The following is a 14076-nucleotide window of genomic DNA, read 5'->3' as shown; positions in this document are numbered from 1 at the left end:
CACCGCCACCGCCACGGCGATCGCACCGACTCGTCACCCGCCGTACGGCGCTTCGCCGCCGCGAACCACGCATCGGCAGGCCGGCGTGGCACCCGCCGTTCCGCCGCCCGGTCCACCATGGCGCTCCAGGTCGCCGCCCGGTCCACCGTGGTGATCGAAGTCGCGTCGTGGCCGTCCAGGCGACCACGACACGACTTCGATCAACCGGGCAAGATCACACGTGAGCCGGCGGTCCCCGACATCCGTGCTGGTCGGCCCGGGGTGATCGGCGGGCGTGGGGGCGGCAGTAGCGTGGAGGTCATGTCTGATGCGATCCGCGCCGAAACGGTGTACGTCGGGGACGAGAAGATCCAGGCGTACCAGGCCCGGCCGCTGGACGCATGGCGGGACGGCGCGCTGCTTCCCGGGGTGGTCGTGATCCACCACCTGCCGGGGTACGACGACGCGACGAAGGAGATGGTGCGCCGGTTCGCGGTCAACGGCTACCTCGCGATCTGCCCGAACCTGTTCTGGCGGGAGGCGCCGGGCGCGTCCCCCGACGACGCGTCGGCGTTCGTGCGAGGGCAGGGTGGCATCCCCGACGAGCAGATCATCGGTGACGTGCGGATCGCCGCGGACGCGTTGCGGGCGCTGGACGGGCACAACGGCAAGGTGGGGGTCATCGGGTACTGCTCCGGCGGGCGGCAGGCGCTGCTCGTGGCGACCGCGCTGCCGCTGGACGCGGCCGTCGACTGTTACGGAGCCTTCGCGCTGGAGCCGCCGCCGGCGGCGAGCGGGCTGAAGATGACCTCGATCAAGGACCGGCTCGGTGATCTGGGGTGCCCGGTGCTGGGGCTGTTCGGCGACGACGACAAGAACCCGGCGCCCGCCGAGGTGGACCGGCTGGCGGCCATCCTCGCCGAGCACGGCAAGCAGTTCGAGCGGCACAGTTACGAGGGCGCCGGGCACGGCTTCTTCGCCACCGACCGGCCCGGGTACCGGCCCCAGGCGGCCGTCGACGGGTGGCGGCGCGTTTTCGCGTTCTTCGACCGGCACCTCGGCGGCAAGCGACTGGAGGTCTGAGCATGTGCACGTACGACACCGAGACCGTCGACATCGAGGGCAGCGCCAAGGGCCCGGCCGGCTGGTTCGCGGTGACCCGGGCCGCGGTCTACGTCGACCACCCGCATCACGCACCGTTCGGGCACACCCTGAACATCGACTTCGCCGACCCGGCGCAGGGGCCGGCGGCGCGGGTCGCGGTCGAGCTGACCGAGGAGGCGGCGCGGGCGCTCATGGCCGCGATCGAGGCCGCCCTGGACAATGCCCCGGCAGGCCTGGCCAGCGCGAGCGCCGCGGTGTAAGCATCGAGGGATGGGCGCATATCGCGACACGTACGAGCGCAGCCTCACCGACCCGGACCGGTTCTGGCGGGACGCCGCCGCCGCGGTCGACTGGACGCGCATGCCGATGCGGGTGCTGGACGGCGACCGCCCGCCGTTCTACCGCTGGTTCCCCGACGCGGAGCTCAACACCTGCCACAACGCCGTGGACCGGCACGTCGCCGCCGGGCGCGGGGAGGACACCGCGCTCATCTACGACAGCCCGGTGACGGGGACGCTGCGCACGTACACCTTCCGGCGGCTGCGTGACGAGGTCGCCCGGTGCGCGGGGGCGCTGCGCCGGCTCGGCGTCGAGCGGGGCGACCGGGTCGTCGTCTACATGGCGATGGTGCCGGAGGCGGTCATCACGATGCTCGCGTGCGCCAGGCTCGGCGCCGTGCACTCCGTCGTGTTCGGCGGCTTCGGGCCCAAGGAACTCGCCGCCCGCATCGACGACGCCCGGCCGAAGGTGGTCGTGGCGACGTCGTGCGGGATCGAGGGCAGCCGCGTCGTGGCGTACAAGCCGCTGCTGGACGCCGCGCTCGCCGAGGCCGCGCACCGGCCCGCGCACCGGGTGATCCTGCAGCGCGAGCAGGCACCCGGCGAGCTCAAGCCCGGCGACCTGACCTGGGACGACGCGCTGGACGGCGCTGCGGATGCCGCCTGTGTACCGGTGGCGGCCACCGACCCGCTGTACATCCTGTACACGTCCGGCACGACGGGCCGGCCGAAGGGCGTCGTGCGTGACAACGGTGGTCACGCGGTCGCACTGACCTGGTCCATGGCCAACGTGTACGCGACCGGGGCCGGCGACGTGTTCTGGGCGGCGTCCGACGTCGGGTGGGTCGTCGGCCACTCGTACATCGTCTACGGGCCGCTGCTGGCCGGCGCCACCACCGTGTTGTACGAGGGCAAGCCCGTCGGCACTCCGGACGCCGGGGCGTTCTTCCGGGTGGTCGAGCAGCACGGGGTGACCGCGCTGTTCACGGCGCCGACCGCGATCCGCGCGATCCGCAAGGAGGACCCGGAGGGCCGGCTCGCCGCGCGGTACGACACGCACACGCTCAGGACGCTGTTCCTCGCCGGTGAGCGGCTCGACCCGCAGACGTACGAGTGGGCCGGGCAGACCCTCGGTGTGCCGGTCGTGGACCACTGGTGGCAGACCGAGACCGGCTGGCCCGTCGCGGCGAACCTGCGCGGCCTGGAGCCGATGCCGACGAAGGCGGGCTCGCCGTCGGTGCCGGTGCCCGGGTTCGACGTGCGGGTCCTGCTGCCCGACGGCACGCCCGCCCCGCCCGGCGTCGACGGCGCGATCGTCATCGCCCTGCCGCTGCCGCCCGGCTGCCTGCCGACCCTGTGGCAGGACGACGAGCGGTTCGTCGCGTCGTACCTGTCGGCGTTCCCCGGCACGTACCTGACGGGTGACGGCGGACGGTTCGACGAGGACGGCTACCTGTACGTGATGGGCCGCACCGACGACGTCATCAACGTCGCCGGGCACCGGCTGTCCACGGGCGCCATGGAGGAGGTGCTCGCCGCCCACCCGGCCGTCGCCGAGTGCGCCGTGATCGGCGTCGACGACGAGCTCAAGGGGCAGGTGCCGCGCGGGTTCGTGGTGCTGAAGGCGGGTGTGGACACCGCCCCTGACGTCGTGGAGCAGGAGCTCGTCGCGCTGGTGCGGCAGCGCATCGGCGCCGTCGCGGCGCTGCGCACGGTACGGGTCGTGCCGGCGCTGCCGAAGACCCGCTCCGGCAAGATCCTGCGCGGCACCATGCGCGGCATCGCCGGCGGCGGCGACCCGGCGGTCCCGTCCACGATCGAGGACGCCTCGGTCCTGGACACCCTGCGACCGATCCTGCGGGCGGAGCCCTGACCGGCGCCGACCACGCTGTCAGCGAACACGCTCACAGCGAACCGGGGGTCCTTTTCCGGGGTGCGGCCAATACGGTCGGACAAAGCCCCGGAAAGGACGCCGCTCATGGACGACACGCAGATCCCCTTCGACAGCGCCGTCTTCGACCGACTGCTCGCCAAGCGCATCATCGTGCTCGGCAGCGAGGTCAACGACGAGAGCGCCAACCGCATCTGCGCGCAGCTGATCCTGCTCGCCGCCGAGGACCACGAGAAGGAAATCAGCTTCTGGATCAACTCCCCGGGCGGCGTCATCAGCGCCGGCCTGGCCATCTACGACACGATGCGGTTCGTGCCCAACGACGTGTCGACGGTCGTGATGGGCATGGCCGCGTCCATGGGGCAGTTCCTGCTCAGCGCCGGCACCCCCGGCAAGCGTTACGCCCTGCCGCACTCCCGGGTGATGATGCACCAGCCGTCCGGCGGCATCGGCGGCACCGCGTCGGACATCGCGATCCAGGCCGAGCAGATGCTGTTCACGAAGCAGACCATGCAGCGGCTCATCGCCGAGCACACCGGCCAGACGTATGAGCAGATCGAGGCCGACTCCGACCGGGACCGCTGGTTCACCGCGCAGGAGGCCGTCGACTACGGGTTCGTCGACCGGGTCGTCGCCGGCGCCGAGCAGCTGGCCGTCTCCTGACGCTTCCGCAAGCCTGAGCGCGCGTTAGGCTGCCGGGCGTGAGCATCGAACGTGAGGTCGCGCCCGAGCGGGTCGGTTTCGACGGCAAGCGCCTGGCCGGCCTGGACGCACACTTCGCCCGTTACGTCGAGGACGGCCGGCTCGCCGGCTGGCAGCTCGTCGTCAGCCGCGACGGCCGGGTCGCGCACGCCTCGACCTGCGGCATGCGCGACCTGGAGGCCGGTCTGCCGGTCGAGCCCGACACCCTGTGGCGGATCTACTCGATGACGAAGCCGGTGACCTCGGTCGCGGCGATGATGCTCTGGGAGGAGGGCCGGTTCGAGCTGACCGACCCGATCAGCCGGTGGCTGCCCGAGTTCGCCGCGCCGCAGGTGTACGACCGCGGCTCCGCCGGACAGCCGTTCACCGTGCCGGCGGCCGAGCCGATCAGGGTGTGGCACCTGCTCACGCACACATCGGGCCTCACGTACGGGTTCCTGCAGACCTCCGTCGTGGACGCGCTGTACCGCAAGGCCGGCTACGACATCTACCCGAAGGCGGGCGCCGACCTGGCCCAGGCGTGCCGTGACTGGGCGGCGCTGCCGCTGCTCTTCCAGCCCGGCCGCGGCTGGGGCTACGGGGTGTCCACCGACGTCCTCGGCCGGCTCGTCGAGGTGGTGTCCGGGCAGACGCTCGGCGAGTTCTTCCGCACCAGGATCTTCGAGCCGCTCGGCATGAGCGACACCCGCTGGTGGGTCGACCCGGCCGGCGACGAGGCGAAGCGGCTCGCCGCCCTCTACGTGCCGAGCCCCGCGGGCGGCGCGGCGACCCGGTTCGACCCGATCGGGCAGCACGCGCTGCAGGAGCCCGGGCTGCAGTCCGGCGGCGGCGGGCTCATCTCCACCGCCGCGGACTACCACCGGTTCACGGCGATGCTGCTGCGCGGCGGCACCACCGGCGACAGCGCGGGGGAGCGGCTGCTGAGCAGCCGGACGGTGCGCTTCATGACCCGCAACCACCTGCCCGGCGGCGTCGACCTGGACCGGCTGCAGACCGGCGGGTTCGCCGAGACCACGTTCGAGGGGGTCGGCTTCGGGCTCGGCTTCGCCGTGGTCCGCGACCCGGTGCCGGCCCGCACGCCGAGCACGCCCGGCACGTACTACTGGGGCGGCGCGGCCAGCACCGCCTTCTGGGTCGACCCCGCCGAGCGGCTCACCGTCGCGTTCTACACGCAGCTGCTGCCGTCCAGCACCCACCCGATCCGCCCGCAGCTGCGCCAGCTGATCTACTCGGCGCTGACCGACTGAACCCGCCGCCGGCCCGAGGCCGCCGGCCCGAGCCCGCCGGCTGATGCCTGTCCAGCGAGCCCGCCAGCCGGGCCCGTCAGCGGCTGAGCCGGGCTGCCGGCCTCACCCGCGCGCGGCCCCAGCGGTCACCGGCCCCGCCGACCGGACCACCATGAGATCGAAGTCGCGGCCCGCCGACGGCGGCCACGGCCCTGCTCACGCGACCCTGTGGTGATCGAAGTCGCGTCCCGGCCGTCCGGATGACCACCGCACGACTTCGATCAAGCGGGCAAGATTGCCGGTCGAGCCCGTTGCCGGTCGAGCCCGTTGCCGGTCGAGCCCGTTGCCGGCCGAGCCCGTTGCCGGCCGAGCCCGTTGCCGGTCGAGCCCGTTGCCGGTCGAGCCCGTTGCCGGTCGAGCCCGGCCGCGACGGCTCAGCGGCTCAGCGGCCGAAGGCCAAATTCCCGCCGCCGGTCACCACGTGCACCTTGTGCAGCGAGGCGGCCTCGGACTTCACGGTGCCGGACTGCTGGCCGCCGTCGAGCTCCACGTCGAGGGCGTAGCCGTCCGCGGTGAGCTTCAGCTGCACGTCGCCGCCGCCGCTGTCCAAGTCGATGCGGTCCGGGGCCTGCGTCACGGCGAGCTCGACGGTGCCGCCGCCGGTGCGGGCGGTCAGCTCCGGCGGGGCGAGGCCGTCGCCCTTCAGGGCGCCGCCGTCGGAGGACACGTCGATGATGCCGGTCAGCCCCGACAGCGTGATCGCGCCGCCGGCACTGTCCAGGCGCACGCTCAGCGTCGACGGGATCTCCACCGTGTACGCGATCGAGCAGTCGCCGCTCGCGCAGCCGGTCGAGGCCAGCAGCAGCTCGCCGCCCTCGACGCTCTGCTTGCGGCCCGGCTTGTCGGCCTTGAACGTGGAGACCTCGGTCACCTTGATCGTGGTGGTGGTGCCGGCCTTCAGGGTGATCGCGCCGCCGGCACTGTCGATGTCGACGACGCTGACGTCGTCCTTGACCTCGAACGTGTTGGTGGCGGTCTGTTCCGCGCCGGGCTTGCCGCCGGTGCCCGCGCCCGGCGAGGGGGTCGAGCCGCCGCAGCCGGCGAGGGCCGGCGGTGCCGCGAGGGCCAGCAGGGCGGCGAGCGTCATGATCCGCGGTGACTTCACGCAGGCCAGCTTCGCACGCCCCGCCGGTCACCCTCGGCGAGGGTGGTCACGGCGCTGTTTGCGCTGGTGGGGTGCGGGTACACAGTGCCTGTCAAGACCCGCCAGTGAGGAGACCCGATGTCCACTGACGCCATTGTCGTGCTGAAGGAAGACCACAAGAACGTCAAGCGGCTGTTCAAGGAGTTCCAGGCGGCCGAGGACGGCCCGGCGGCGAAGAAGGCGCGGATCGTCAAGCAGATCCTGTCGGAGCTGACCGTGCACACGTACCTCGAGAACGAGGTCATGTACCCGGAGGTCCGCCGCCTCCTGCCGGACCTCGACGACGACATCCTCGAGTCGTACGAGGAGCACCACGTCGCCGACGTGCTGTGCATGGAACTGGCCACGATGACCCCGGACGACGAGCACTTCGACGCGAAGGTCACCGTCCTCATCGAGAGTGTCACGCACCACATCGACGAGGAGGAGCAGGAGTGGTTCCCGAAGGTCCGCGAGAGCCTCGGTCGTAACCAGCTGCAGGAGATCGGCGCGCGGATGCAGCAGCTGCGTCCCGATGCCCCGACGACCCCCAGCGAGCCGAAGGCGCTGAAGAAGGCGCTCGACGCGATGCGTGCCTGAGACCCGCCGGCACACTCGGATGCCGTGCGGGCACCAATGGGCCGGGCGGGGTCGTCCGACCGAAGGAGACGCCGGGGGCGGGGTGTGCCGGTACCGTCGGAACCGATGAACGCCGTGGTGCTTGCTTTGCACGGGTTGCTCGTGGAAGGGACCGTCGAGACCGTCGAACCGGTCCTCGCCGGCTGTCTCGTCGCGGCGCAGCCGCGCCTGATCCTGGACGTCTCCCAGGTGACGGTGTGCGACACCGCCGGCGCGGCCCTGCTCGTGCGGGTCGCCGAACTGGCCTGGCAGCGGGGCGGGGAGCTGCGGCTCGCCGCCCCGTCGCCCGCCATCCGCTCGTGGGCGCAGGTCGCCGCCGGGATGGACGGCATCGCCGCCTTCGCCACCGTCGAGGGCGCGGTCGAGGCCGACCCGCGGGACCTGCTCACCGGCGCGGGCGCGGCAGGGCAGGGCGCGCCCGCGCCGGCGGCGGCGTGCGTCGAGGAGCCCGTTCACCCGCAGCGCCGCCGCCCGCGCTGGCGGGTCAACCCTTCGGCCCGCGGACGATCACGCCGAGGTCCCGCATCACCGCGTCGGTGAGGCCCGGCAGCTGCGCCGGCTCGATCGTCACGCCGCGCAGGCTGCTCACGCCGCTGACCTCCGACAGCTGGTTGCCGCGCAGGTCGGCGCCGCGCAGGTCGCAGCTCTCGAAGGACATCTGCCGCAGCCGGCACCCGGACATCGCCGCGTGCGGCAGGACACAGTCGCGGAAGACGGTGTTGACCAGGACACACCCGACGAATCCGGTCGGGCCGGTCGTGGTGATGTCGTCGAGGGCCGCGGCATCCAGCCGGCACCCCTCGAACAGCACGTCGCCGAGGCGGGATTCGGCCAGGTGGGCCCAGGTGAGCTTGCAGTTGACGAAGTGGACCCGCTCGAAGGTCAGCCCGGTCAGCCGGGCCGCGGTGAAGTCGACCTTCTCGAAGCGGCAGCCGGTGACCGTCACGTCCTCCCACACGACCCCGTTGAGGTCGAGGTTCTCCAGGTGGGAGCGGCGCAGCCGGGCGTCGATGAGCGTGGTGCGGATGGCGCGGCCGGTCTGCACATGCGCGTCGTTGAGGTTGCCGCCCCACGGCGCGCTGACCGGCTCGAGCTCCCCGGAGTCGATGAGAGGGAGATCGATGTCGAGTTCGTGCACGGTGCGCAGTGCCACGCTCCTCACCGTACACACGTAGGCTGATGCCCTATGAACGATGCGGCAGTCGGGCAGCGGCGAGTCGACGGGCGCACGCTGCGGGCCGAGCGGACCCGGCGGGCCATCGTCGACGCCCACCTGGCGCTGCTGGAGGAGGGCGACCTCAAACCGACGGCGGAGCGGATCGCCGAGCGCGCCGGGGTCTCGCTGCGCGCGCTGTGGACCAACTTCAAGGACATGGAGCGGCTCTTCGCCGCCGCCGGCGCCAGGCTGATGGAGCGCCAGCTCGCCGAGCACCGTCCCGTGCCGCCCGAGCTGCCCCTGCCGCAGCGCATCGAGGTGTACTGCGAGCAGCGGGCCCGACTGCTCGAGCTGATCGCGCCGGCGGCGCGGGCGGCCCGGCTGCGGGAGCCGTTCTCGGCGGCGCTGCGGCACAACCGGACCTGGTACGTCACGAACGCCCGCGAGGAGCTGGAGAGGCTCTTCGCCACCGAGCTGACCCGCACCGGCGGCGACCGCGAGGCGACGCTGCACGCGCTGACCGTGGCCACCACGTTCGCCGCCTGGTCGATGCTGCGCGACGAGCTGCACCTGGACGTCGCGGCGGCCACCGCGGTGCTGCGCCGGACCGTGACCGCGATGCTACCCGGGGAAACGCCCGGGGGCGGCACGGGGGCGGATGCATAAATTTCGCTTAGATCGTCGTGAAATCGGCGTCGTCCATCGGGTGCGCCGGGTGCCCGGCTCATAGGCTTCGGTGCGGTTTGAGTCATCTGCGCCTCAGGAGGCAACCGGTGTCCGCGTACGGCCCGTACGACGCGTATCACGAAGAGCCTGGCACCGAGGGGCACGAGCCCCGGCACCGCCGCGGCAACCGGCTCGCCGTGGTCGTCGGGGTCGGCGTCGCCGCCCTGCTCGTCGTCGGCGCGACCGCGGTCGGCGGGGTCGTGCTGCTCGGCCACGACGGCACGACCGGCGACGCGGCCCGCACGTCCGTCGCGGGCGACACCACCGGCGACCCGTCCGGCGCCGGCCCGTCCGGCAGCGACCCGGCCGGCGGCATCGCGGGCGCCGTCACCTCGGCGTCCCCGACCGAGGCCGCCCCGAGCAGCACCGCGCCGGCGAAGACGCAGACCACGCCGCCGGCGAAGCCGAAGACCACCGCCCCGGCCGGCAACCTGTCCTACGAGGAGCAGGTCCTCGCGATCACCAACGTGGAGCGGGCCAAGGCCGGCTGCAAGCCCCTGGCCTACAACGCGAAGCTCGCCACGGCGGCCCGCAAGCACTCGCAGGACATGGCCACCAACGACTACTTCTCGCACACCTCGCAGGACGGCACGAGCTTCGCCACCCGCATCACCAACGCCGGCTACAAGTGGTCCGGCGCGGCGGAGAACATCGCCAAGGGCCAGCGCACCCCGGCCGACGTGATGAAGGCCTGGATGAACAGTTCCGGGCACCGGGCCAACATCCTCAACTGCGGGCTGAAGGACCTCGGCGTCGGCCTCGCGTACCAGGGCAAGACCCCGATCTGGACGCAGGACTTCGGCAGCCCCCGGTGACCGGTCGGCGGCGGCCGTCGATCGGCAGGCGTTGATCGTTACTGCCCGGTAGTTGGAAAAAGACCGTCCAGTGGTTGCGCTTCGGCGCGCCGTTCGGCATCGTGCACATCGGTCAGTGCTTATGGTGCCCGGGCGGATTACTCAATTCCCTTCGCGCGGGTGCGTTCCATTACGCAACTCGAACCTGTCTCCCGGCGCCCGGCCGCACGTCGCGCGGGCCGCGCACTCGAGCAAGGGACCACCAACGTGATCGCTGCCTCCCTGCGCCGGCGGGCCCGGGTGGCCGCCGCGTCCGCCGCGGCGGTGCTGCTCGGCATCGGCACCGCCCTCGCCGGCGCGTCCCCGGCCACCGCGGCCGGGGTCGGCTACGTCCGGCTCGCGCACCTGTCTCCGGACACCCCGGCCGTCGACGTGTACCTGAGCGCCGTGAACGGCTCGATGGCGACGCAGAAGTTCGACGCGGTCGGCTACGGCGTGGTGTCCAAGTACCTGCCGCTGGCGCCCGGCACCTACGCGGTGGCGATGCGGCTGCCCGGCGCGGCCGCCGACAGCCCGCCCGTGTTGAGCACCCAGGCGACGGTCGTGGAGGGCAAGGCGTACACGGTCGCCGGCGTCGGCAAGTTCACCGACCTGGGCCTGCGGGTCATCCCCGACGACCTGGCGCTGCCCGACCAGAGCAAGGCCAAGGTCCGCGTGGTGCAGGCGTCGGTGAAGCAGCCGGTTCTCGACGTATCGATCGCCGGCGGCGCGAAGGTCGCGGGCAACGTCGAGTTCGCCACCACCACCGACTACCAGCTGGTCGACCCCGGCAAGTGGACGCTGCGGCTGAGCGCGCCGAGCGGCACCACCGCCGCGACCACGGTCACCGCGTCGCTGAAGGCCGGCAGCGTGTACTCGCTGATCGTGCTGGACGGCCGCAGCGGGCTCACCGCGCAGCTGCGCACCGACGCGACCGGCAACGGCGTGCCGGCCGGCGGGGTCGACACCGGTGGCGGCGGCACCGCCGGGCACCTCGCGGGCAGCCGCCTCGGCGGCTGGCAGGGGGCGGCGCTCGTCGCCGGGCCGCTGGCGCTGCTCGCCGCGGGTGGCGCGCTGCTGCTGCGCCGCCGCCGCGGTGCCCGTGGCGGTGTTCACGGCCGTGTTCGCGGTGGGGTCACGGCCCAGCAGTCGTAGCGGTCCGGTGCCCGGGCGCGTCTCGTAGGCTGGCCACATGGTGAGGTCCGCCGGGCGAGTCGTCAGGCACCGCGCGGTCCGCCTGAGCCCCGGCCGGCGGCGGACCCTGACGCTGATCGCCTGCGTGCTCGCCCTCGCCGCGCCGGTCTACGCCGGTGCGGCGGCGCTGGTCGGCCGCCAGCTCGACATCGACGCCGGCAGGTCCACCTGGATCGTGCCGCACCGCATCGAGCTGGCGCCGGATGACGGTCCCGGGGCCGGGGACGCGCCGCCGACCCGGCTGCGGATCGCGTCGCTGGGCGTCGACACCGGCCTGGAGCAGCTCGTCGTCGACGGCACCGGGCAGCTGCAGAGTCCGAAGGCGTACGAGGAGGCCGGCTGGTTCGCCGCCGGCACCGCACCCGGCGACCCGGGCCCGGCGGTGCTGGCCGGGCACGTCGACTCGCGCACCGGGCCGGCCGTGTTCTACAAGCTGCACGAGCTGAAGGCCGGCGACCGGGTCGAGGTGCAGCGCGGCGGGGCGTGGCTCACCTTCACGGTGACGGCCCGCGAGCACTACGCGAAGGCGAGGTTTCCCAGCGACCGGGTCTACGGCCCGACGCCGCTGCCGGAGCTGCGCCTGATCACCTGCGGCGGGGACTTCGACGCCGCCCGCCACTCCTACCGCGACAACGTGGTGGTCTACGCGGTGCTTGCCAACGTTTAGGGTCGGTGTGCCAGGTCGCCTCGCGGCGATAGGCGCATCACGGCTCCAGCCGAACGGTATTCCGTGAAGGCAGTGTGGTGAGGCCCGGGGACACACAGCACACCGACTCACTGAACAGTAGCGCGCCCGGCACGGGCCGTCCCGTGATCTGGATCTCCGAATTTCCGCGTTTCAGCGCTTGCGCACGCCGCGCAGGAACAGCACCGCCCCGATCACCGCGGCGACCGGGCCGATGACCGCCCAGATCGTGCTGCCGCTCATCGAACTGCCGCCGAGCACATCCAGCCCCTGCAGCGTCCAGACCACGCCGGAGAGGATGAGCAGCGCACCGACGACGATCAGGACCCATCTCATGGCGTTCACGGTAGTGCCGCCGCCGCGGCCCGCCTAGAGGAGCGCCGATGCCTTCCACAACCGGCGCGCCGGGCCCTCGACCAGGCCGAGCTCCTGCAGGTAGGAGGTGACCCGCTCGGCGGACCAGCGCAGCGTCTCCCGGAACGCCGGGTTGGCCCAGGCCGCGGCCCGGGCACGGGCGGGGTCGAGCCCGACCGCCGCGTAGGCCCCCGGGTGGATCAGCGAGTGGGTGACCGTCCAGGCGGCCCGGCCGATCATGAGCCGCGAGTACGCCAGGGAGACCCGCCCCGCCAAGCCGCGCCGGCTCGCCGCGACCTGCCGGGCGAGCTCGTCGCGGGCGAATCGGATGTGCCGGGCCTCCTCCACGACGTGGATCCGCGACACCATCCGGACCAGGGGCTGCAGGCTGTCGTCGGCCATCGCCTCGCGCTGCAGGGCGTCGAGGATCTCCTCGGCGATGAGCGCGGCGGCGAACGTCTGCACCCCGCCGGCGGTCGCGCCGAGGTAGCGGCCGAGGGCGCGTTCCACGGGCGCCGGCCGGTACGCGGGCGTGCCGAACGCCTCGATCATCCGGGCGAACATGATGGAGTGCCGGCACTCGTCGCCGACCTCGGTCAGCGCGTACTGCACGTGGCCGGTGCGCGGGTCCTGGTCGCTGACGTGGCGCAGCAGCAGCCGCATGAGCAGCATCTCGAACCAGATGCCGACGCTGGCGATGCTGGCCACCTCGTGCCTGGACAGCTCGATGCGCTGCCGCTCGTCCAGGCCGTCCCACAGGGGTGTGCCGTACAGCGACAACCGGTGCGCGGGGGCGAACATGCGCTGCGGGTCCAGCGGCGCCCGCCAGTCGATGTCGACGTCGGGGTCGTAGGAGTTGCCCGCAGAGATCTTCAGCAGCCGCGCGGCGGTGGCTTCGCGCTCGTCGGTTGTCGGCATCGCTGCTCCTTGACGGCTCCGGCGGGGCTTGGTACTCATCAGTACCATGCCTGAGGAACCACGGCCGGTCAAGGCCGAGCTGCTTGTCGACGGCGCCGCGCACGCCGTGGAACTGCACCTGAGCGGCCACTTCCAGCCGCTGGACGGGCGCTACCACTGGGGCGGGCGGATGAGCGGCGACCCGGCGGTGCCGGCGCTGGTGCGCGCGGGCCGCCGGGACGTGTTGCTGCGGTGCGGGCCGGCCGATCCGGTGCCGGCCCGGCTGCTGGAGATCGACCCGTGGGGCAACGTCCGTTTCGGTGGCACCGGCGCCCCGCCGGACGGCGTCGTGTAGCGGGGCGCCACGCGCGGGAAACGTCGGGCGCCACCCGCCGGCCGGGCCCTCGGCAGCTGGCGGGCTGCTCGCGGAGGGTGGTCGTCGGTGTGGCGCCCGGTATGACGCGGTCCCGGTGGTGCGGTTCGCGATCAGCGGCCGGCGAGGAGCCGGTTGACCGCGTTGTCGACGTCCAGGTGGTCGGTCTCGTGCCCGCGCGGCACGACGCTGTACGTGCGGCGCAGGAAGCGCACCAGCACGCTGCGCGGCACCTCGAACAGTGCGTTGCCGTCCGGGGACGACAGGGCCAGGGCGACGAAGTCGCCGCGCGGGCCGTTCCAGGGCCAGACCCGCACGTCGCCGATGCCGGCCGGCTCGTCCAGGCCGGTGAACAGCAGCTCACGCGCGAACGACCAGCTGACCGGCTCGCCCCCCGCCGACTCGGCGTGGAACAGCACGTGCACCGCGTACGGGTCGTTCGGGTCGTATCGCAAGCTGGCTCGCACCGGCAATGCAGTCGCGTCGGGCGCGACGAGTCGTAGGGATGTCTCGACCTCGACGGTCGATGGTCGGATAGCGCTCATGTCGTACTCCCCCCGGCACCGCTGCGGAGCATGCCGTGCCCCGCCTCTCTTATGTTGAGGCGATTCCCAGTGTTACGCGTAGTGATTCTACGATCTCACTCTGTAGTGTTTCTGGGCCCGATTTGCCGTCAACCGAACAACGTGCGCGTGATGTCCGGTTTTCAGGGCGTGACCGGGGTCCTTGACGTGACGTGTGGGCCGTACGTCAATTCATTCGGGTAACGTCCAGTGGTTCGTGGGAGTGACGGGTTATCCAGTGACGGGAACGGAAATTGCGCGACAGTGAGGCGGACGGGTCGGGCGTTACGCCT

The 14076-nt window shown here is 72.5% G+C and carries 17 protein-coding genes; 12 read left to right on the top strand and 5 right to left on the bottom strand.

The window, feature by feature from the left end; translation table 11 throughout:
• Nucleotides 1-300 precede the first annotated feature (300 nt).
• From AB0H83_RS07835 to AB0H83_RS07815, 5 genes are all read left to right on the top strand, one after another.
• Nucleotides 301-1062 carry a dienelactone hydrolase family protein gene (locus tag AB0H83_RS07835; RefSeq protein ID WP_360088606.1) on the top strand — a complete coding sequence of 254 codons (762 nt, stop codon included), beginning with the start codon at nt 301-303 and terminating at the stop codon, nt 1060-1062.
• A 2-nt stretch (nt 1063-1064) separates the two neighbouring features.
• The gene (locus AB0H83_RS07830; protein ID WP_360088603.1) at nt 1065-1343 is read left to right on the top strand and encodes a DUF6295 family protein; all 279 of its coding nucleotides are present in this window, start codon (nt 1065-1067) and stop codon (nt 1341-1343) included.
• Nucleotides 1344-1353: 10 nt separating this feature from the next.
• Complete coding sequence (locus AB0H83_RS07825) at nt 1354-3234, top strand: propionyl-CoA synthetase (protein ID WP_360088600.1); 1881 nt, start codon at nt 1354-1356, stop codon at nt 3232-3234.
• 105 nt (nt 3235-3339) lie between these two features.
• The gene (locus AB0H83_RS07820) at nt 3340-3915 is read left to right on the top strand and encodes an ATP-dependent Clp protease proteolytic subunit (RefSeq protein WP_360088597.1); all 576 of its coding nucleotides are present in this window, start codon (nt 3340-3342) and stop codon (nt 3913-3915) included.
• 38 nt (nt 3916-3953) lie between these two features.
• Nucleotides 3954-5201, top strand: coding sequence for a serine hydrolase domain-containing protein (locus AB0H83_RS07815; RefSeq protein WP_360088594.1), 1248 nt, complete (start codon nt 3954-3956; stop codon nt 5199-5201).
• Between the two features lie 421 nt (nt 5202-5622).
• Here the strand turns inward: AB0H83_RS07815 and AB0H83_RS07810 are convergent, their stop codons facing one another.
• Nucleotides 5623-6345: a hypothetical protein gene (locus AB0H83_RS07810; RefSeq protein ID WP_360088591.1), complete on the bottom strand. Its 723-nt coding sequence runs from the start codon at nt 6343-6345 to the stop codon at nt 5623-5625.
• 117 nt (nt 6346-6462) lie between these two features.
• Here AB0H83_RS07810 and AB0H83_RS07805 point away from each other — a divergent pair, with 117 nt between their 5' ends.
• Nucleotides 6463-6963, top strand: a complete 501-nt coding sequence (locus AB0H83_RS07805; protein WP_360088588.1) for a hemerythrin domain-containing protein — start codon at nt 6463-6465, stop codon at nt 6961-6963.
• 105 nt (nt 6964-7068) lie between these two features.
• Nucleotides 7069-7542, top strand: coding sequence for an STAS domain-containing protein (locus AB0H83_RS07800; protein ID WP_360088585.1), 474 nt, complete (start codon nt 7069-7071; stop codon nt 7540-7542).
• On the opposite strand, the gene AB0H83_RS07795 is transcribed toward AB0H83_RS07800, so the two are convergent.
• A complete protein-coding gene (locus AB0H83_RS07795; protein ID WP_360088582.1) occupies nt 7487-8155 on the bottom strand; it encodes a pentapeptide repeat-containing protein in 669 nt (222 codons plus the stop codon). The two genes, AB0H83_RS07800 and AB0H83_RS07795, sit on opposite strands and share 56 nt — an antisense overlap.
• Nucleotides 8156-8188: 33 nt before the next feature.
• Here AB0H83_RS07795 and AB0H83_RS07790 point away from each other — a divergent pair, with 33 nt between their 5' ends.
• The 4 genes from AB0H83_RS07790 to AB0H83_RS07775 all read left to right on the top strand — a co-directional run bounded on the left by AB0H83_RS07790 (nt 8189) and on the right by AB0H83_RS07775 (nt 11578).
• Nucleotides 8189-8824 (top strand): TetR/AcrR family transcriptional regulator, encoded by a 636-nt coding sequence (locus AB0H83_RS07790; RefSeq protein WP_360088579.1) that lies wholly within the window; start codon nt 8189-8191, stop codon nt 8822-8824.
• Nucleotides 8825-8931: 107 nt separating this feature from the next.
• Nucleotides 8932-9699: a CAP domain-containing protein gene (locus AB0H83_RS07785; protein ID WP_360088576.1), complete on the top strand. Its 768-nt coding sequence runs from the start codon at nt 8932-8934 to the stop codon at nt 9697-9699.
• A gap of 246 nt (nt 9700-9945) precedes the next feature.
• Nucleotides 9946-10872 carry a DUF4397 domain-containing protein gene (locus AB0H83_RS07780; protein ID WP_360088573.1) on the top strand — a complete coding sequence of 309 codons (927 nt, stop codon included), beginning with the start codon at nt 9946-9948 and terminating at the stop codon, nt 10870-10872.
• Between the two features lie 37 nt (nt 10873-10909).
• On the top strand, nt 10910-11578 hold the full coding sequence (locus AB0H83_RS07775) for a class F sortase (protein ID WP_360088571.1): 669 nt from the start codon (nt 10910-10912) through the stop codon (nt 11576-11578).
• Nucleotides 11579-11749: 171 nt separating this feature from the next.
• Here the strand turns inward: AB0H83_RS07775 and AB0H83_RS07770 are convergent, their stop codons facing one another.
• Both AB0H83_RS07770 and AB0H83_RS07765 read right to left on the bottom strand, forming a co-directional pair.
• On the bottom strand, nt 11750-11932 hold the full coding sequence (locus AB0H83_RS07770) for a hypothetical protein (RefSeq protein ID WP_360088567.1): 183 nt from the start codon (nt 11930-11932) through the stop codon (nt 11750-11752).
• A gap of 33 nt (nt 11933-11965) precedes the next feature.
• Nucleotides 11966-12868: a diiron oxygenase gene (locus AB0H83_RS07765; protein ID WP_360088564.1), complete on the bottom strand. Its 903-nt coding sequence runs from the start codon at nt 12866-12868 to the stop codon at nt 11966-11968.
• A 46-nt stretch (nt 12869-12914) separates the two neighbouring features.
• Between AB0H83_RS07765 and AB0H83_RS07760 the strand changes: the two genes are divergently transcribed.
• Complete coding sequence (locus tag AB0H83_RS07760) at nt 12915-13202, top strand: DUF4873 domain-containing protein (protein WP_360088561.1); 288 nt, start codon at nt 12915-12917, stop codon at nt 13200-13202.
• 131 nt (nt 13203-13333) lie between these two features.
• Here AB0H83_RS07760 and AB0H83_RS07755 read toward each other — a convergent pair whose 3' ends face one another.
• Nucleotides 13334-13765, bottom strand: coding sequence for an SsgA family sporulation/cell division regulator (locus tag AB0H83_RS07755; RefSeq protein WP_033356715.1), 432 nt, complete (start codon nt 13763-13765; stop codon nt 13334-13336).
• Nucleotides 13766-14076: the final 311 nt, after the last annotated feature.

The organism is Dactylosporangium sp. NPDC050688 (genome assembly GCF_040654515.1).
GTDB lineage: Bacteria > Actinomycetota > Actinomycetes > Mycobacteriales > Micromonosporaceae > Dactylosporangium.
Note: the sequence above shows the minus strand (reverse complement) of the source record. Positions and strands in the feature narration are given on the sequence as shown.